Source organism: Turicibacter sanguinis, assembly GCF_013046825.1.
GTDB lineage: Bacteria > Bacillota_I > Bacilli_A > MOL361 > Turicibacteraceae > Turicibacter > Turicibacter sanguinis.
In genome coordinates, this window is sequence record NZ_CP053187.1 from 2,898,182 (window position 1) to 2,917,786 (window position 19,605).

A 19,605-nucleotide genomic window follows, 5' to 3' on the forward strand; every position below is an offset into this window, starting at 1 on the left:
CTAACTTGTATTTACTACACTATATGTTAGATACTGTCAAAAAGTGACCTAATTTCTTTATTAAACTCCTTCATCCTCATCAAAAAACGTTAATAGTCCCCCATATATTCCATTTAATACAGCTTCATCGAGAACAATCTTCCACGAATCCTTTTCATAAATAAGATGAACCTCGACCGTCGTTGTCATCATTTCCCTCTCCTCGCTATGAATCAGATACGTCATGATTTGATGATAAGCCTCATTTAATTCTTCTTGATTGGGATGCCCCTCTTCATATAACGTTGCATTTGAGAATAAACGGTTGAAGATTTCGATATAAAATAATGGCATGACTTTGTCCATGTCTACATTTGTCATTTCCGTGTAAACGATAGCGCAATCCCCTTCATCTTCAACATCTAAAATTCTAAAATTAAACCGTTCAACCACTTGAGGCATCATTCGATCAAACGGGATATCGTTCGTAATTTTGGCATCTAAAAACGTGTTAGGATCTAAAATATTAACCCCAAAATATTTTTCAACCGTTCTCTCATCATAATTTTGAACCCCAATTAAAGCACTTGAAACCGCGCTTTTAATCGGTTCTCTCGATGAACCACACCCCGTTAGTAGAATGATCATCATCATAATTAAAACCTGTTTTAAACATTTCCATCCCATTTCATCACCTCCTCTATTCACTAACTATTCCTACTTAATATCCCCCATTTTCCCTCGACTTAAACCTAAAAAAAAGACTCCCATCTTCTTATAGAAGCTGAAAGTCTTTCATTTGATTCAATCTCTTTTAAACTTAGTTTTTCAATAATAATCTTAATTCCTTATAGAAAATTTACCGATTGTAAATATTCCTCAAGAGTTGAGCAAAATCTTTTTATCAAAAGATTTCCCTTTAAATACTCCTTGGCTGTTATTATTCTAACTCATCTTCTGCTGCCATTGACCATCCATAGGTATCCGCTACTGGAATATAGCGAATTACTTTATCAGTTTGATTTAAACGTTTTTTCAAATAGATACTTAAGTTGTGATCGGTACAATAAATATAGCATCCTTTTTGTCCACGAGTCATTAAGGTTCGGTATGTATTTTTTATGATTTTGTCTGCTAACTCTAAAGCTTCTTCAGGATTTTTTTTATACATTCCTTTTAATCCTTTAATGGATTGGTCGGTGCTAGCTCGTTTAAAGAAATCTGTTACAACTTGACCATTTTCATAACGCATATCATCCCCAATAATCACACCAACATAGTCGAATTCAAGTCCTTGACAGGTATGAATACATCCTGCTTCTTTCACTGAGGTTGGATCAATGGCCCATGTTGATGAGTTTCCTAAATTCCAACTCATTCCGAAATGATGCTCTTTAATTTCGATATCTTTATGATTCGTATTATTACGACCGTCTTTTTTCCATTCCCAACAATATCCCGCTACAATTCGTGCTTTATTATTAATCACATTTTTCTTTTCAATTAGGTCTCTCATGACATTCGGATCATCCACCACTTTAATATCATAATCAAATTCGAATCCATCAAAGTTTGCCGTTTGTTTAATTTCTAATACATCATCTAACCAAGACAGGTATCCATCTGCTCCATTACATCTAAATTGAGAATCTAATTTCATTTCATAAACATCCGCATTTAACTGACCTGCAAAGAATCTAATGGCCTCTTTACTCCCCGCATCTGATACTGTTACCCTTTGATTTTCATCTATAAAGAAGATTGAAAATTTAGCGGCATTAATAATTTCTTTTGTTTGATTTTCTCCTTTATTTTTAAACATCCCAGACTTTTCATTTAACCGATGTGCTTCATCCACAATTAAAACATCAAACTCATTTTTATCAGATTCATAATAACACCCTGAACCTTTAAATAAATTATTTATGTATGATTTTTTATGATTTCCTTGAAGTTTCTCACAATAAATCGAACGAGGCGCACTATTTTTCGTAATATACTGACTTACCATCTCCTCTGATGTCAATTTAACTAAGAGATTTATAGCAAGAACAGATTTACCTGTGCCTGGCCCTCCCTCAACAATTAACACATTTTTCTTATTACTACGATAAGAATCGCGAGCTAACTCTAGTGCCTCTTCATACACCACTTTTTGAGTATCTATCATAATAAATTCTTGATTTCCTTGAAGCATTGAATTTAATGAATCTTGTAAAGACTTTGAAGGACGAATTTTTCCATTTTCAATTTTATATAAAATACGCTTTCGATCGGAAAGTTTAATATATTTCTGAATAAATGATCTAAGTTTTAATACATCACCTTTTACGTAGACAGGGGCACGGTCAATATAATCTTGGTAATGTTCGTTTATTAAAGCATCATTCTCTTCAAGAACATAATTGTGTAAATAGGCACAAGGATATAAACTTACCTCCCCATTTTGAACTGATTCATTATAATTTTCAATTAAACTTGCATATGACCAAGCTTGATACGATGGATAGGCTGTTTCAGTTACTCCATGAGCAAATCGAGTTTTAATAATTCCATCCTTCATTTCAACTAATTCAGAACTTTCCCACTGCTTGAGTTCCACAATAACAACAGAATCATTTTTTTGCTCATCCATTCCAGTTAAAATGAAATCAATTCGCTTTGAAGTGGTTGGCACCTTATACTCAATGGCTACGCCTGCTTCACTAGGAATGTCATCTGTACTTAAAACCTTATACATATATTGCATCGAATTATCCCAAGAACGTATTTCATTTTTTGATGTACGTCCTATCTTTTTCTGATAATTCTCATAAATTTTCATCGTTAATTCATCATTTAAAATATGGTTTAAAAATTCACTTTTTGTTGCTTCATATACTATCATTTATATTTACTCCTAAATGTCATAGTTAACTCATTATATTCTACACTACTTGAGACTGTCTATATTCTTCAGCAATCATAGTTTTATTAAATTCTGCCGTTGGATCAATTTCTGTAACTATTTTTTCTAACTCATCAATTGATACATTAAAAAATTCTTTTCTTAGATTAATTTTATTAACCCTATTTTTTTCAAGAATACTATGTAATTTTTGTTCTAAAGCAACTGCATCATCTGAAAAAATGAAGCTATGTACATCGAACATAAAAGGCACACTGGCATCACTTAATTCCTTTACTCTATCCATAGGCTCTAACCTTCTTGTCATACCCACCTTAAAAATATTCTCTCCAAACGACCCTAAGTTACTAATTATATACACATTTCCAGCTTTTCCATTTTGACGTTTTATAATATCGTCTTTCTTCTGCTCAACATCAAACAATTGTCTTTGTAACTCTTCAATTTTATTATTTAATTGAGATAATTTATCTTGATTATCCGTAATTAACAATAGCTCTTTAACTTTATTAATCTCTCCAATATATTTAGCCTCTTCCTTTTCAACCTGTTTTCTTTGTTGTTCAAGTTGTTTTCTCTCCTCAACTTCTTGCTTCATATTTAATCAATAACTCATTAATAGTTTTTTCATTTTCTTTATAGGCTTTTCTTAAAGATTTCACATCCATAGAATGGATTTTCAACACAACTGTTGGACACAAGTCTTCTAACTCAAGTGACTCTAATTCCGATAACTCTTGATAATTATTAATAGAGTATTCTACTGCTCTATATAATTTCTTTATTTTTTCTAATTTATTTGTTTGAGTATTAATTTGTTTTTCTACTTTGTCGACCTTAGCTGTGGCATTTTCTATTTCATCTTCTAATTTCTTTAATTCTTCTTTTTGTTTTAATTGTTCATTAAGTAAATCTGTTATTGACTCTACTGCTTGTTTTTCAGCATCTTTTATTATTTCGTTAATCATAACTTCTTTATTTTCTATTTGATAAATTAGATGACTTAAATGTGCTTCATAATTAATAATTTCTTTATTTAATCTATTCACCATCTTCAAAAGTTGTGATTTTTTAAAACTTAATATTACGGCAAAAATTAATGAAAAAAATAAAAACCATCCCATGTATAAAACTGCAATAAAAACCTCATTATAATACCATTTATTCAGTCGATTTATAACTTGTTCATAAGACAATACCATCTACATATTCCCCCTTTTCTGATTTCTTCTAATAATAGTTTATCACATAATTTTACATGCAAAAGAATTATACGGGTAATTATCAATTCAATTTTCAAAAAGACTCCTCCTATTTAGAGAAAGTCTTTGGTTTATTATTTCTCATGAACAAAGTGTGGAATACAAAAAAAAACGTCTCAACAATGTGAGACGTTTTTTTGTATTAATTAAATTTTCTTGTTTGACGAGCCAAGATTATTTTGACAATCAATGAAAATAGGGCAGGTCCAACTAAGTAAGCTAGCATAGCCAGTAGCGTATAAGCGACTTGACTATGTTTTTGAATTTCATGAACAAAGGCAAATGGAACATTAAAGGGTTCTCGAAGTAACATAATGTTTGATCCAAATAAAACATTTAAGATAATTGATATCATGGCTCCTATCATAAAATAAACACTAAAATAAACATAAGTTTTTCGGTTTACTAAAGTTTTTTGCTGTTTTAAATACATAAAGCTTAAATAAATCATAGCCGTATGGAAGAACAGACTGTATAAACATAAGTAATGCCAAATGGGATATCTCATGAGTGACGTTGTCGGGAAAATTAAAAATCCAATTCCCCCAAGTAAAGCACCCATGATAATAAATGCATCACCGAGTTTTTTAAACACGCCTTTTCCATAGCCACTAAGCCATAACGCATATATAAACAATGAGCAATACGATAATGGGAACCATGCATCTAACCAGGTATAGCCGAAATAAAAGTTATAGCCAATTTTAATGAGCTCGAGAAGGGTGATGATAACCGCTAAGATTTTGGTTAACTTCATCACTGTTTTCCACTGCATCTTTCTTGAGGCAAGTAAACACACACCTACTATCACAAAACAAACCAATAATGAGATAAGATGGGCGCTTGTAAACATCCCTGCACTTGGATATTGATCCAATGGCGCAAAAAATGCCGAACTCATTTGTTTTAGCATCCTTATCCCTCCTTAATTTCAGCTATTGTTTTTGCTTTACTATGTTCAATGGGTTTCCATTCCACTTTTTTAAATAAAGCCGTAATCGTAATAGGAATATACGTTAACATAAATAATGGGAATGTGAAAATATACAGAACTTTTTTGAAGTTCGTCGTGTGAATTTTATTCCACTGCGTAAACGTTGTTAACGCTCCGATGGCAACTAACGTAAAGTAAATATTAATAATCATTTGCTGTAAACTACGAATAATAACAGCCACTTCATAACGCGAGAAATCCCCCAATAACAGAGCCAATCCATTAAATAAAATACTAAAAATAGTTAAGAAGATAGCTGGGCTAATGACCATAAACATGTCAAAGCATGATGAGTTTTTTCGAAGCGCCCCCTTCATTAAATTCCCACCATATTGACGAAAGACTTGGAAAAATCCTTTTGCCCAACGAAGACGTTGTCTAAATGATTGTTTGAATTTAATTGGTTGCTCATCATATAAGACGGCATTTCGGCAATACCCAATTTTTTCGCCTGAAAGAACATTATCTACGGTGAATTGAATATCTTCTGTTAACAAGAAAAATTTCCATCCGTCATATTTTTCAATAATACGACGACTAAAGAAGAAGCCTGTTCCAGAGACAGCGCAACTTGTTCCAAGTAACATACGTCCTCGATTTAAATATTCTGATTCCCATAAAAACCAGATGGCGTATCCCGCTGAAATCCAATTATCACCAAAGTTTTTGGAGTTACGATAACTCGTGATGATGTCATAACCATCGGAGAACGTTTTATTCATTTCTAAAATATAGTTTTGATCCAAAACATTATCCGCATCAAAAACAAAATATCCGTCAAAACGCTCATTGTTTCTTTCCATCTGGTCTAGTAAATATTCCATCGCATAGCCTTTACCAATTTTATCTTGATTAAAGCGTTCATAGACGACGGCTCCTAGATTTCTTGCAATTTGAGCGGTATTATCCGTACAATTATCTGCGACAACAAAAACCGTTACGTTGCCCTTTTGATACGTTTGTGCCTGAATACTCTCAATCAAATGGCCAATCACTTCTGCCTCATTTCGTGCAGCGATTAAGACGGCAAAATGATGAGCTTTTTCTTCTTTATGCGGTTTATCTTTTTGAACTAAGGCCGTTGCTACATATAGGAATTGATAACAATAACAGACGAAAAAAATTGCTGCCACCGTAAAGTTAATCATTATTAGTTTTTCCATAAATCTCTCCTCAATATGACTTAGACATGGTTGTCATTTGTATTCGTTTAAGTTAGCTCTTTAATCTTCATCATAATAGGTGTTGAAACAGATTTATTTGACATGGCTCTATCTCACATTAAAATAAAGACATCTCAAAATCACTCTATTTGACAATCCTCTTTCTGTTTAAAATTCGAGCGATTGTGACAAACATACATGATAACAATATTTTATTGAATTGACAACACATTAACTTAAACATTCTATAAACAAGCGCTTTCTATTTTCAATATTGGTGCAAGAATTCATTATTCTAATTAAAAAGATTAGAATCTGTTTTAAAAATAAGTTAATTTTTGAGTTTCGATTCTCGTCGACAATTTGTGTCATTGCTGACATCTAGACTTATTTTAGAAAGCTTAGCCTTTCAAATCAATAGTTCACGTCATTTCTATACAAAATCACTACTATATTCACTATTTTGCTACATTTTTTATACATTTATTAAAATTTAGGTCCATTTAGTTTGGATTGATAAAAAAGATTCTATCCTTAACTTAACCTATCTTCTATGAAGTATTCTTATTTTTAATCTTGATTTTGACGGAATCTAAAATAAACCAGTAAGTTTTTTCGACATTTTTCTATCTTTTCTAAGAATTATGCTTTAAAATATAGGATGATTCTTTGATTATAATTCATGATCTAAATAAAAAAGCTTGCCAAAATGCAAGACTCTAATTAACGGATTATGAAGGAGGGATTTAAAATGAAACAGTTTAATCTATTTAAGATTTGCATTGGAATCTTAACAGCCTATGGTATTCTCACTTGGACGAATAGTCAAACGTCTCAACTTCTATTAAGTATCCTAGTGACAGCCCTTTGGTGCGTGGCTTATTTTTTCATAACCAAGCAAATCAATGTCAAAAATAAATCCAATCTAAACCTTATTGTTTTTTTAATCACCTTAATTAGTGTCTCATATTTCAATTTTACGATTGAGAGGCCATTACCCTTTCTAACACAATCTTATTCATTAAGTTTTGTTGCGAGTGAGGGACCTGTTCAAATTTCTCAAATGAATGTAAATCATCAAAATTTGGATTTAAGTACTCTAACGACAGACAATGATTGGATTTTTAAAGAAACATTAGCAAGCTCTAATGGTACTCCTTTAACTCTATCCAACCTAAAAAATGAGTTAATCGGCATCCAACTTTTAAAAACGAGTGGAGCTGGAACTCTTTCTATTTATCGTAACGATCATCTCGTTAAAACCATTCATTTAAATAGTACAACAGAGAACGATTTAAAAATTAAAGTGTCACCCGACTATCCTATTTTATTAAACCTCGCTTATATGGGCTCGCTGATGGCTTTTTATCTCATTTTAAGTTATCTGGTGGCTTTTGCTGGCAAACTGACACAAAGGTTCAATGTTGAAGCTTTATCACCTGAAATCATTGGATATGCTGCACTGCCTATCCTCCTCATCACTTTATTTAAATGGACCGGACTTGCCAATGTCTCTTATCGTCCTCTATTATTAATGATCTTCTTCATTTCTATAACGGGAAGTGAAATCGGATTATTTAAAAAAGTAAAAATGAAACACAATGATTCATTCATCAAGTGGATTCGTATTTTCTTCTACTTAATACTCACTTCGATTCTGACCATCTTAGTGATGCAAATCATTTACTTTTTCCCAAACTTTGATATCACCATGACATGGATTGCACATCATATCAACTTAATTTTCTTGGCTTCAACAATTGTCTTTAGTATTAGTTTGGCATTATATTGTCTTTTTAATCACTTAATTTTAGCAATTAGCTTATCAAACCTCTTATTAATTGTCGTTGGCATTGCGAACTACTATAAAATGCTTGTCGTTGGAGAACCAATTTATCCGTCAGATATGTCTATGTTATCGCAAATGGATGAAATCGTAGGCTATGTTAAAGAAATTTTATCGCCAGCTCTGATTGGTGGATTAATGGCTTTCATCATTGGTCTAGCTATTCTTTCCGTCTTCACACGTAAAGGAACAAAACTAACACTCAAATCCCGTGTCATTGGATTAGTTTTAGCACTTTTTTATCTCGCCTCAACCTTTTACTACGATAAAACATTCATGAATCCGATCGTCACTAAGACAGTGAATTTCTCAAAATGGAACCAACTTTCAAACTATCAACAAAATGGCTTCCTATTTGGATTTATCACCAATCTTCAAAACGACTTGATGATTAAAAATGAAAACTATAGTGAAGCCAATATGCAACAAATCACTGATTATTATACTGAAAAAGCAAAAGAATATAATCAAAACTTAACGAATACCCAAACACCTAATGTGATGGTCATTGTCAGTGAGTCATTAAGTGATCCAACTGTGTTTAATCAATTAACATTTAGTGAAGATCCACTTCCTAACTTAAGACAATACATGCAAACTTATTCATCAGGGAACATGTTATCACCTTTTAAAGGCAACCGTACCGCAAATATTGAGTTTGAATTTTTACTTGGCTTTACAAACTCTTTATTACTAGAAGGAACCGTCCCATTCCAACAAGCTTTAAGTCAAAAAACAGAGATTCCATCGATTGTCTCTTACTTTGATGATTTAGGTTACTCTTCAATTGCGATTCATCCAAATAATGCAGCCTTCTATAAACGAAGTCTCGTTTATCCAGCTCTTGGATTTGATGAATTTATGTCAATTGATAAAATGACAGCCCCTGAATATATTGATAGTGGGAAATATGTAACAGACGAATACGTATTTAATCAAATGTACGACCATTTACTAAACACAGAAGGTCCTACCTTCACGTATGGATTAACCATGCAAAATCACATCCCTATCTTTGATGAGAAATTCGGTCCAACGTCCATAACCGTTACAGATTCATCTGGAGTTGAAAACAAGGAAATGGAAACTTATGCAGAGGGTCTAAAAGAAACAGATACTGCCTTAAAAGACTTTATTACCAAAATTGAAAACTATGATGAACCAACGGTTGTTGTCTTCTTTGGAGACCATTTAGTCAACTTCTCATCCGATATTCATGCTGCTCATGGATACGTTGATAAAGATCCAAATGCACAGACAGCTAAATTATTCTATGAAACACCTTTATTAATTATGTCAAACATCCAAGACTTTAACATTGAAAACATTTATGATGTCAGCCCAATCTTTATTGCTCCCCTAATCTTAAAAGAGCTTAATTTGCCACTGACACCTTTCCAAATGTTCTTATCTGATTTATACGAAGAATTCAGTGTGTTACATAACAACTTTAAAATGGATGCTAACCAAAACCAAGTTAATGAATTAACAGCAAAACAACAACAACTTTTATTAACCTTTGAATTAATTCAATACGATATTTTAGAAGGTTCAGAAGACTTACTTCCTACTTTCTTCAATGTCCCTGAGTAAACTAAAAAGCGTATCAGATCGCAATGGCTTGATACGCTTTTTTTCTTATTCCACCGTAAATGAAATCTCCTCATTTGGCTTTTTATTTTGACAATTTTCCCTTATATCTCATCTATCTTCTTCCCCTATCCATTTTCTGAGCGAGCTTTTTAACAATTTCTAAAATAGCTAATGCATCACGACTCGCACTGCGTGGAAAGACATATGGGATATCGAAATAATCACAAATACCTTCAATTCCTAGTTTTGCAGGACTTGGATATAAATCATGAAAACAATAATAAATTAATTGAAATAAGCAAAGTGTTTCATAAGACTGATTTAACCACACCCCATTTTGACGACACGTATGAATTAAAACGCCTTCGCGCTTGGTCATCACATGAGATAATAAATTTTTTCCGACTAAATGAGCTTGTAACTCTTCATTAATACTTAAAAAATCAGGCGCCTTTTCAAACATCGATTCTTCATAGCCCATCTCAAGCACTTTTTCACTCAGTGGTTGTTTCGAATAAACTAATGTTTGATACACGACTTCTCCCGCTAAATTCACTAGCGCAACATCAATGAGCGTCATCATCTTAGAATGTTTAGATTCATTTCCATATGCCATCAAAATTAAAGCATTTGGGTCATTTAAAAATTTTTCAAACTGCGACTCGAGTCGTAATTTTCCTTGTTCATGTGCAACTTGTTTCCGAACTTCTAAGCACGTTAAACAAAGGCGCTCCTCTAATCTCCCCTTCTCTAATGTCATCTCTCCACATTGGCAAAGAGCAGACTGAGGGATATCATCTAAATGAAATACTTTAATTTCTTTAACGCATTTCTTTCGGTTACGGCTCCCCATCTTTTTATAAACACCCACAGGTTGTAATCCAAGCCCCACCACATCTAGTCTGTAATGTTGTGACAGTTCCGTTAACGAATACAACTGACCACTTTCTTTTACCTCGATTTGAGAGAGTCGAGGTAACAAAGAGATTTCATTTACGCCATCACTACATTCTAGTGAAATATACGCCTTCATATCTTGAATCGGTAATCTTCTAGCACGTGATTCATCAAAAATTTGTAAATGTCCCGTTAAATAAGACTTAATGGCACGTTCACTTTGCAAATAAGATTCAACCGTTTCCAACGTCTGATGCACCAAAACCTTTTTAACATAAGTCTCTTCTTCAAAATACCCGTGTATAATCGTATACCACTTATTCTTAATCAAAGAAGGCAGGATTTCTGACGTTTTAGGAAGATAAAAGACGCCAGACGCTAACTCTTCATCTGATAATTTCTCAATGCCCCATCCAACATGAGTATAATCTTCTAGGTACGTCAACTCACCTTCTGATGATGCCACCTCATAGACAAAATAATCTTCTTCATTACTCGCAAATTTCGGAACAGTATAAATGCCATGGCCAGTTCTAACAAGACATAAGTAATGATTCACAGCTGATTTAAAATAAGATTCTTGTTCACACGGCATTTCATCCATAAAATGACCATTTGCATAAACCTCAATTTGACCATTGTCATATTCTAATTTAAATAAAATTCCTCTAATCCACTGTTCATAATCACGAGCCCCAACTTCTGATAAATACATGTTTATTCTCCCTCGAATCAAATTCCTTTTTTTGACAGTTTATAACATAATATTACCATACTAATCCTTCATTTCCTATCTTTAAAACCATAAAACCTAACTTATGATTTTGTTTTATTGTTTTTTTAAACAGATAATTAATAAATTTTCAATCCTTAAAATATTTTTCTTATTAAAATAATAAATTTTACATTTTTGGCCTACTCAATCGTAAGTCTCACGTCATACTGAATGATGTTATCATCTCATTCAGCTAACCATGATCTCTTACTTAAAATAGAGTGGATTTAACTTAAACAAAAAAAAACTCTGATAAATATAGTTTAAAATGTTTCATTCACATTTTTAAACTAAACATTTATCAAAGCTTTTAAATGATATTGAGTAATGTTTTATTAGAGTATTTTTTCGTTTATGAACCATAAGAATTTGGGTAATTTTTTCATAAACAAATAGGATGATAGCGATGATTTCCTACTTTGGGAGAATAAAAAACCATCTGCTTGCTTCACATGATTTAACAAGTATTGTCCTATTTTGGGATACAGGCCAATACTGAGTCATTTTCAATTCATGGATGAAAAGGCATATCATACGATTGGGAGGCCATACGATGCTTTCATCTCATAAATGATCACGACTCTAATCCAAAAAGGATTAGGAATTAGGACTTTAGTGCCATTGCTTGAGTCCTAGATTGAAATGAATGAGTAGCCTAGATCATAACGTTTTTGAGATGCTTTATGATCAGGTCCAATAAAGAATCCGTAGATTCAATGACTGCAACCTCACACTACCGCAAACAGGTGATTGCCATTTTATCTAAAAACAGGTGTCATTAAACATAAAAGAATCTATCTTACCTTCTATGGCAACTAGCTAGCATCATCATCTTGAGTTAAGCCCTGTAGCTTGGCGTCCTTAAATTTCCTTAAGTTTGTCTATTTGATTGCATGTCCTACGATTTCTTCATGTTTAATTATAACGAAGACAAATTCCATTGTATACCCTAAATAGGGTGTCAACTTTGTCACCGTATTTGTTATAATCAATCTAAAAATAGCCAAACTACTTTTAAAAAGGAGGAATTATTTTGAGTGTCGTGGAAATTCACATGGAATTAACCAATAAGCAATATGCGTTGCAAGATCATCTCTTTGAACTTCAACACGAAATGGATTTAGTTGAAAAAAACATCGAAGCTCATGAGCAAGATCCTTTCATTTCAGAAGAGCAAGTTCAATCTCTGTATCGTCATCTCTGGTCTTTACAGGCTGATTTTAATGAAAGTAAAAAAGAATTAGAGACCGTCAAAAAACGTTTAAGTGAACTAGTTGAGATAGTAGGCGGTATCATGAGTTCAGATTTTTAAAGGCACTTTTGATAAAAGTGCTTTTTTTAGGCTAATTGTTTGGCAATAAAACGTCCCTTAAATAATTTCTTCACCCGATTTAATGTGTGAGACAAGCTCTCTTCATCTGCATGAATCGGTATTGCCTTCATCTCTTTTACTGAGGCATTACTCGGATCTTGTGGCAAGTTAAGGTGAAAAGATTTTAAAATTTTATTCGTTACCTCATCCATATTTACAAAATATTCATTAAATAAAACCGTCACTTTAATCATGATTTGATTCACCACCACAATAAGAGAGGTCTCACACCCTTTAAACCCAAGGTCATTTTTAATAATCATCCCCTGATAACCATCCACTTTAATTCCTTTAATTTCAGCAGACTTTCTCATTAACAACTGTTGATTTTTCATAACAGGTGTCATCCCCTCATCGAGTTGTTGACGTGTAATCGAAATAGTAAGGGGAGAATCAACGCTCGATTGTCCCTCAATAGCCATTAAGTCATAACCATCCAAATTCATTAATACCTCTAACTGTCTCGGAATCATAATCGAAGCATCCATTAATTGATATCTCACTAAATGATCATAACGATATCGTCCTCCATAGAACGCCTCAAAACAATTCTCATCCTTCAAAAATTTCTCCATTTTCATCTATCCGTGTCCCCTTTATCCATAAAATATCGCCGTGTATCTGACAGCTCGTTTACATGTTTACATTATATTGACAAAAATCTCAAAATAGACCTAACTTTTTCATAAAATGAGGCGGATGGAAAAAGACAAATATTCCTTTAAATCGAATATCTTTCAAAATGCAGACTTTTTTTATGTAAGATGTTGCCCCTTTTTGTTTTAATGGTTCACTTCCTTTTTTTAATTTTGAAAACATTTGTCAATCACGTCGTAAATCTCTTTCTTCTTTTGTATACTATAGCATATTAAGGAAGAGAGGGATTAACCATTGAAAAAAATTGTCATTAGTATCTCACTACTCGTCACTGTTTTATCTATCGTTTATATCTGTCAATATAATACAGCCTCTAAAACAGCAGAAGAAGCCATGTCTGTCGCCGGTGCTGATTCCATTGAAATCCTTTATGAGAAAAAAACAGAAGATGGTAGCATTTTACTGTATCGAACCATCGGAACGGATTCCTTATCTATCGCCTATGTCAATCGTAACTTTTCAGGTTATGAATTTATGGATTACAACATTGCTTATGAAATCTCAAATTTAGAAGCACAAGCTGGTCTTTCTTATGTCAGTCTTCAAAAAACAGAAGATGTTCCCTATACGATTTATGCAGGAATCACAACAGATGAAAACTTACATGAAGTCTTAATTACAGAGCCGTCTTTTAGCATCGCTCATAGCGCTAAAATTATCGAATCTGATATAGAGGGAACCTATATTTGGATGGCCTATTCTCCTGATTTTACAGGAGAAAATTTCTCACTCATCGGTCTTTCCGAAACAGGTGATATTATCGGTGACATTGAACAAGATGGAACACAAGTTACCATTCATACCATTGATACAACTGAAGCTCACTAAAAAGAGGAAACTTAATGTTTCCTCTTTTTACATTGAGGTGTCAATTCTAAAAAAGCAACGGATAAACGCCCCCTATCTAAACAGGTATCAAACCAATAGTGATACCATCTTACATAAAATAAAAAGACATAGGCCCCTACACTCCTATGTCTTATTTCAATTTTTAATAATCATCATCACCTTATAAGACAAATTCAGTTTTAGTCCATTGTCTAAAAAAATTAATATCTCGAATCGATCCATCACCATTTAAAAGCCCCAAATAAATCCCATCAGCTTTTCCAACTTTCCAAATCGCACTCGCTGTATTATCTTTCGTCGAAATACCAGCTGACTTCACATAATCAATAAAAACATCTTTACCAACACCAAATGTTTCAGTCACATAAGCGACTAAATAAATATCGATACAACTCGCTCCTAAGTCATTCACATCTTTGCTCAAAATATGCTCTTTTACAATTTCAGGCCATTCCTCAGGATAACTCTCCACAATCAAATCTTGAATTTCACCTAAACAATAGGCACGATAACTTCGTTTCTCCCATTGTTTTAATAAAGAAGCATCACCTTTTAATTCCACTAAATGATTTAATGTTGTTTTTAAATGACAAAGCATGGGGATGACTTTCGTATCCAAACTTCGTCCTCTCAAATGATTTGGTAACACAACCTTCAAATTATCATCTTTCATCATATTCTCCCCCATTTATTTGAAAACCCTTTCCTTTTCATCACTATTATATGACCTCTTGTCGATTATATCAAGAAAGCCTCTAAAACTTTTTTTAATTTTTGCTTGCAAAATAGCTCATAGCAAATCTCAAACTAAAAAAATCAGAGTAGCCTTCTATATTTTTCAATATATGTCGGCTTCCTCTGATTTGTTGACTTTTTTTATTCCGTTACGTAAAAATTTCGCTGCGAATAGCCTAAATCATCATGATCTAGGCAATAAATGACTTTACCTTCTTGGGTAAATCCAATTAAATCGACCTTAATGTCCTCAATTATCGTCAACTGCTCTAAAAATTCTAAAATTCCATCTTCTAATATCTCATAACGCTCAATATCAATCCATTTCGGAAAAAACTGTCCCTCATTTTTAATTCCAATCGCCACTACCATTTCATTTCCTTGCTGCATATAATCCATAATCTCTCGAGTCTCCCCTTCTACCGGTTCAAACTCAATCAAATCCCCCTCCAAAAACTGCTGCTCCTTTAACCCAAACCAGCGCATGACAAAATCATCCTCTTCATATACAAACATTTGTAAGTAATCTTCATTATAAGCTAAATCCATCATATTCGCTTGAGCAGGAACCTCTAATTTTTCACAAGTCTGTGACGCTAATTCACAGATCAAATATCCTGCTGCCGCTTCATATCCCCCGATTTCTGCTATTAAATGTTGTCCATTATTAATAAACGTTGGCATTCCATAATACGACACTTCAAGTAACTTTTGAGCATCATAATAAATCGGTTTGGCTAACAAAACCGGTTCACTCCCCTGATTCCATAACCAAAGCCCCTCCGTATTGCTATAACTCATCATCGTTAAATCCTGATTAAAGTCACACCCCAAAATTTTCCCCTCTCCGTTGATAACATCAGGTAATCCCTCTACCTGAACAACTTCTAACTCTTCATCAAAAATAAATAACTCCTCTTCCGTTATCACATACAATTGATTATCAAGAATCTTTACCTTAAAAACACTCATCCCAAGCATCACTTCTTTGATGACATCTAAACGAGATGCACTCATCTGATAAAGAATGGCCTGATGATCTAGCGTATATGGCACTGTCAAATAAAGATCATGACCTCCAAGACGTCCTAAAAACGTCAAAGGCTGCAGATACTCATCGCCTAGCTCATTAAGATTAAACAGCACATCAGAAAGCTCTTCGACTTCTTCTTCAACCCCTTGATTATCCTCTACGATTTCTTGCTGTGGCATTGAAGTCACAGACTGACATCCAGCTAATAACATACTTAAAATAAAGATACTTATCCCTTTTTTCATGATTCCCCTCCATTTTTTCTAATTATACCACATAACATTCTAAATTCCCTTCATTCACTACATGAAATAAAATCAATCAGCAATGATTGGTTAAAGTTTTAATAAATTGCAAAACTTAGACCTTTCCGTTCAAATATAACTAAAAAAATCCCCCTAAGAACCGATTCTTTAAGATTTAAAAGGAGCCATCACAGGCTCCTTATTTATTTAATTGTAATCAGACTTTCTAAAATAGTCTCACTTTCATGATGTTCATAAGAATCCTCACCCGTAGGAATCCAAATTTGTTTTTCAATCACAACTTTGAACGTTCCTGTTTTAGTCTTTGATGCTCGATAAATTCCCTTTACGCCTTGATTTCCTAAATATCTTAATTGGCTCATCTGAAGCTCTTCTCCTGTTTCATCAAAAACACGAATATCATATCGTGACCAATCTTCCTCTGGAATAGTCGCATCCACAATGACTCCAAATGGAGTCATTGATATTTGTTCAATACTGGCTCCATTCGCATTTACTCCTTCAACAACCGTCACTGATGATAACTCTTGATTAACCTTAACTGGCACTTTAAATGCCCAAGTTCCCCATGTGGTTTGTGATTCATCATCAATATGATTGGCACAATTTTCTACGACAATTTTCTTTGTTTGGAAGGTAAACTCTTCTGGAATTTCTCCTGATCCTAAATAGTACTGCTCCACGCCAACAAACGTATGCTCATCAATAAATTTTCCTTCAAATCCTGAAATTCCGATTACCTCTAATTCCGCATCAAAATCAACTTTACTATAGGCCTCTTCTACAAGCAGTTGATTCACCTCAATGACCTGATTCTTTGCTTCTCCAACGATGTAGGATAAATGTTCAAATGGTTTCTCACTCTCCACGACATACGTTACATATAAAAACTGTCCATCACTAAAAATTTCCGACAACGTCATCGCAATTCCATTCGAATAGGCGGTTTCATTCACTGATGTTGCATACTCTGAATAATTACCTGGGAAGTACAAATTCTTTTCAATTGACTCAAAGACATTACCAATAACTGGTAACTTAGAAGCTACTGCTGGATTCGTGAATCCAAGTCCTAGTGTAATCGTAAGCCCCGCTGCTAATCCTACTCCTACCTTTTTCACACGTCCTAATTTCTTTGTACGTTTCATCATCATCGCCTGCTTAACTCCTTCATTAATCACATCGTCTAATTGATTGGGTAAAGAAATCTCATCATATTTATTCATTAAAACATCCTCCCTTTAATAAAACATTTAACTCCTCTTTCGCGCGTCTTAAATGACTTTTTACGGTATTTAGCGGTAACTCCATCAAATCGGCTATCTCTTTTTCTTTATAATCATTAAAAAACTTTAAAATAATTACCATTTTATACTCAGGCCGTAATCGATCCATTGCTTCATACAAATCTAACTTTTGTTCAATCGAAATTCCTTTGTTAACCTCCTGAATATCAACCTGATCTAATAATGGCATCACATCCTGCTGCTTCTTGATTTCCTTTAAAGCCACATGAATCAAAATTTTCGTCATCCATGTCTTAAAATAATCGGGATTCTTTAATTGATGAATCTTCATCAATCCTAAATAGGTCATCTCTCCAACAATATCAAGGGCTACTTGTTGCTCCTTCACATAACTAAAGGCCATTTTATAAAAATAGGCTTTATGACGCTTAAGTAGTTCACCATAAGCATCATGATCTCCTCTTATCGCCTTTTTAGCTAACTGCCTCTCACTGACTTCCTCTACTTTTTTAACCCAAGGTATTACTAATACACGATCCATATCCTACGCCTAACCTTTCTTTGATACCATGCTATCATAATTGACACCTATTAGAGAGATAAACAGGATAAAAAGTTGCAAGAAAATAAAAAAAATAACCATTCACAAACCGAATGATTATTTTGAGTGATTTAAATGATGCCCAATCGCAGCTCCACCAAAATAATTGATTAAGCAAGCTAAGACGCCTGGCATTAACACAAATAATCCAGGCATGAAAAGGACTAAAAGACTTAATCCAATACTCCACAAGAAAATAAAAAGAGATTGAAGAAGATAAGCATGTGACATAAAGAGAGCATTTTTTAAAAGTTGAAAAATTGATGTTTCATAACGTGAGAATAATAAGAGAATAAAGGCCGTTAAGACGACAAGTTCAAAAATTAGGATAATGATAAACAGCCAGGCAAGCGTCATTTTTTGCAGTAATGAACGATATCCGATGAATAGATAAAACAAACTTCCAAACCAAAAAATTCCGAGAATAAGAAGAAGCGGGAATGACATTTTAAAGTTTTGACGATAACTTTTATAAAAATCAGCACCTACTTGAATCTCTTCCCCTCTTAGCTTTTTCCCGCAAACAAATAAGAGCGCCGTTGTTGAAGTCACGATTGTTACAATTGGTAAACATCCCACAAACCATAAGACACTTAATAACATTAAATCATATGCGTCTGCTAACATTTTTCCAAGAGGCCGATCTGCATTAAAGATTCCCATCCTAATCCCCCTAACACTCAATGGCTTGTTCTTGACGTAATTCTTCAACTGCTTTTTGACGAACTAAAAACTTATGAATCGAATTTCGAATAAAAATACTTCCGGTTAATCCAATCGCTCCTGGTAACACAATCACAATCCCGGGTACAAGCAGCAAGCAAAAAATGATAGCGATGATTAAACCAAACGCTTTAATCGACTCAATAAAATAAGCATGTATAAATAAAAATGAATTTCTAATAATTTGGATTGTACGAAGCTCATATTTAGCTAAAAGTGCACACATATAAACACTCATCATCACTACCTCAAAAGCTAAAACCAACATGACCACAACTGACCCATTAAAGCCTTCTTTTAAAGCGGAAAAACTCATCATAAAGTAAGTTAACGTCCCATACCATAAGATGGCTAAAATCCCGGTAATCAAAAAAGATTGTTTAAAATTCTCTTTATAGCTTTTAATAAATTCAGAAATTATTTTAGGCTCATCTTGTTTAACCTTTTTCCCACAAACATAAAATAAAGCCGTTGTTGAAGCCCCAATCGTTACAAGCGGTAAACTTCCAATAAACCATAAAATTGATAAAACAGCGATATCGCTAATCGCATAAATCATTTTAAAGAATAGATTATCATCGTATTGTGATGCCATAAAAATCCCCCTCCTGTTTTTACTCTTTCATTATACCTTAAGATAAATAATTTGTAATCGTTTTTATTCCAATTTTAGGTTTAAAAAGAGTCTAAATTAGAGATTTTTAC

General features: G+C 33.4%; 17 protein-coding genes and 1 riboswitch. Of the genes, 3 read left to right on the plus strand and 14 right to left on the minus strand.

Annotated elements, in window-relative coordinates:
* Positions 1 to 60 precede the first annotated feature (60 nt).
* From HLK68_RS14030 to HLK68_RS14055, 6 genes are all read right to left on the minus strand, one after another.
* Positions 61 to 666, minus strand: coding sequence for a hypothetical protein (locus HLK68_RS14030; protein ID WP_006783831.1), 606 nt, complete (start codon positions 664 to 666; stop codon positions 61 to 63).
* A gap of 253 nt (positions 667 to 919) precedes the next feature.
* Entirely contained in the window at positions 920 to 2,866 is a 1,947-nt protein-coding gene (locus HLK68_RS14035) for a DUF2075 domain-containing protein (RefSeq protein ID WP_132942613.1), read from the minus strand.
* Positions 2,867 to 2,906: 40 nt separating this feature from the next.
* Complete coding sequence (locus HLK68_RS14040; RefSeq protein ID WP_006783833.1) at positions 2,907 to 3,485, minus strand: GIY-YIG nuclease family protein; 579 nt, start codon at positions 3,483 to 3,485, stop codon at positions 2,907 to 2,909.
* The gene (locus tag HLK68_RS14045) at positions 3,469 to 4,089 is read right to left on the minus strand and encodes a hypothetical protein (RefSeq protein ID WP_039930635.1); all 621 of its coding nucleotides are present in this window, start codon (positions 4,087 to 4,089) and stop codon (positions 3,469 to 3,471) included. Before HLK68_RS14045 ends, HLK68_RS14040 begins: the two co-directional genes overlap by 17 nt.
* Before the next feature lie 202 nt (positions 4,090 to 4,291).
* Positions 4,292 to 5,062, minus strand: a complete 771-nt coding sequence (locus tag HLK68_RS14050) for a TMEM164 family acyltransferase (protein ID WP_006783834.1) — start codon at positions 5,060 to 5,062, stop codon at positions 4,292 to 4,294.
* A gap of 2 nt (positions 5,063 to 5,064) precedes the next feature.
* On the minus strand, positions 5,065 to 6,306 hold the full coding sequence (locus HLK68_RS14055; RefSeq protein WP_006783835.1) for a glycosyltransferase family 2 protein: 1,242 nt from the start codon (positions 6,304 to 6,306) through the stop codon (positions 5,065 to 5,067).
* Between the two features lie 751 nt (positions 6,307 to 7,057).
* On the opposite strand from HLK68_RS14055, the gene HLK68_RS14060 reads away from it, so the two are divergent.
* Positions 7,058 to 9,745 carry an LTA synthase family protein gene (locus HLK68_RS14060; RefSeq protein WP_009606239.1) on the plus strand — a complete coding sequence of 896 codons (2,688 nt, stop codon included), beginning with the start codon at positions 7,058 to 7,060 and terminating at the stop codon, positions 9,743 to 9,745.
* A gap of 112 nt (positions 9,746 to 9,857) precedes the next feature.
* On the opposite strand, the gene HLK68_RS14065 is transcribed toward HLK68_RS14060, so the two are convergent.
* Positions 9,858 to 11,357, minus strand: coding sequence for a hypothetical protein (locus HLK68_RS14065; RefSeq protein WP_006783837.1), 1,500 nt, complete (start codon positions 11,355 to 11,357; stop codon positions 9,858 to 9,860).
* A gap of 867 nt (positions 11,358 to 12,224) precedes the next feature.
* Positions 12,225 to 12,309: riboswitch (cyclic di-GMP riboswitch) on the minus strand.
* Between the two features lie 150 nt (positions 12,310 to 12,459).
* On the opposite strand from HLK68_RS14065, the gene HLK68_RS14070 reads away from it, so the two are divergent.
* Positions 12,460 to 12,729 (plus strand): hypothetical protein, encoded by a 270-nt coding sequence (locus HLK68_RS14070; RefSeq protein WP_237701255.1) that lies wholly within the window; start codon positions 12,460 to 12,462, stop codon positions 12,727 to 12,729.
* A gap of 26 nt (positions 12,730 to 12,755) precedes the next feature.
* On the opposite strand, the gene HLK68_RS14075 is transcribed toward HLK68_RS14070, so the two are convergent.
* Complete coding sequence (locus HLK68_RS14075) at positions 12,756 to 13,370, minus strand: hypothetical protein (RefSeq protein ID WP_006783839.1); 615 nt, start codon at positions 13,368 to 13,370, stop codon at positions 12,756 to 12,758.
* Positions 13,371 to 13,680: 310 nt separating this feature from the next.
* Between HLK68_RS14075 and HLK68_RS14080 the strand changes: the two genes are divergently transcribed.
* Entirely contained in the window at positions 13,681 to 14,274 is a 594-nt protein-coding gene (locus HLK68_RS14080) for a hypothetical protein (protein ID WP_006783840.1), read from the plus strand.
* Between the two features lie 181 nt (positions 14,275 to 14,455).
* Here the strand turns inward: HLK68_RS14080 and HLK68_RS14085 are convergent, their stop codons facing one another.
* From HLK68_RS14085 to HLK68_RS14110, 6 genes are all read right to left on the minus strand, one after another.
* Entirely contained in the window at positions 14,456 to 14,968 is a 513-nt protein-coding gene (locus HLK68_RS14085) for a hypothetical protein (protein ID WP_009606226.1), read from the minus strand.
* A gap of 203 nt (positions 14,969 to 15,171) precedes the next feature.
* Complete coding sequence (locus HLK68_RS14090) at positions 15,172 to 16,308, minus strand: hypothetical protein (protein WP_006785365.1); 1,137 nt, start codon at positions 16,306 to 16,308, stop codon at positions 15,172 to 15,174.
* A gap of 203 nt (positions 16,309 to 16,511) precedes the next feature.
* Positions 16,512 to 17,555, minus strand: coding sequence for a DUF4179 domain-containing protein (locus HLK68_RS14095; protein WP_129821291.1), 1,044 nt, complete (start codon positions 17,553 to 17,555; stop codon positions 16,512 to 16,514).
* The gene (locus HLK68_RS14100; RefSeq protein WP_006785367.1) at positions 17,548 to 18,117 is read right to left on the minus strand and encodes a sigma-70 family RNA polymerase sigma factor; all 570 of its coding nucleotides are present in this window, start codon (positions 18,115 to 18,117) and stop codon (positions 17,548 to 17,550) included. Before HLK68_RS14100 ends, HLK68_RS14095 begins: the two co-directional genes overlap by 8 nt.
* Positions 18,118 to 18,234: 117 nt before the next feature.
* Positions 18,235 to 18,840: a DUF624 domain-containing protein gene (locus HLK68_RS14105; protein ID WP_006785368.1), complete on the minus strand. Its 606-nt coding sequence runs from the start codon at positions 18,838 to 18,840 to the stop codon at positions 18,235 to 18,237.
* Between the two features lie 10 nt (positions 18,841 to 18,850).
* Entirely contained in the window at positions 18,851 to 19,495 is a 645-nt protein-coding gene (locus HLK68_RS14110; protein ID WP_006785369.1) for a YesL family protein, read from the minus strand.
* Positions 19,496 to 19,605 lie beyond the last annotated feature (110 nt).